1 protein-coding gene is annotated in these 656 nt (G+C 44.8%); it reads left to right on the top strand.

Annotated features, from left to right (window positions below):
• Positions 1-656: E domain-containing protein (locus LQ617_RS15820; RefSeq protein ID WP_239740793.1), on the top strand; the 656-nt coding region annotated here is incomplete at both ends.

Genomic DNA, 656 nt, shown 5'->3' with positions numbered 1-656 from the left:
ATCGTGACACCGCCGGTGGATAGTGTGACAAAACACGGTCCAGTACCAGGCGAACCAATTGTGACGAAAGAACCAATTCCATATGAAACAAAACGTGTATTAGACAAAACTATGGAACCAGGTAGTCCGGATAAAGTAGTTCAAAAAGGTGAAAATGGTGAGAAAACAACAACAACGCCAACAACGAAGAACCCATTAACAGGTGAAAAAGTTGGCGAAGGTGAACCAGTAACAGAAATCACAAAAGAGCCTAAAGATGAAATTGTTAATTACGCACCAGAAGTTATACCACACGGTACTCGTGAAGAATTCGATCCAAACTTACCGGAAGGTGAAACTAAAATTATTCCAGGTAAGGATGGTTTGAAAGATCCTGAAACTGGAGAAATTATAGAAGAACCACAAGATGAAGTAATTATCCATGGTGCTAAAGATGACTCTGACTCAGACTCAGACGCAGATAGCGATTCAGACGCAGATAGCGATTCAGATGCTGACTCAGCCGCAGAGCCCGATTCAGACGCAGACGCCGACTCAGATTCCGACGCGGACGCAGATGCAGATTCCGACTCAGACGCAGATGCAGATGCAGATTCAGATGCAGACGCTGATTCAGATTCAGATGCAGATGCAGATTCAGACGCGGACGCTGACTC

It is taken from the genome of Mammaliicoccus sp. P-M59 (assembly GCF_022386135.1).
GTDB lineage: Bacteria > Bacillota > Bacilli > Staphylococcales > Staphylococcaceae > Mammaliicoccus > Mammaliicoccus sciuri_A.
Note: the sequence above shows the minus strand (reverse complement) of the source record. Positions and strands in the feature narration are given on the sequence as shown.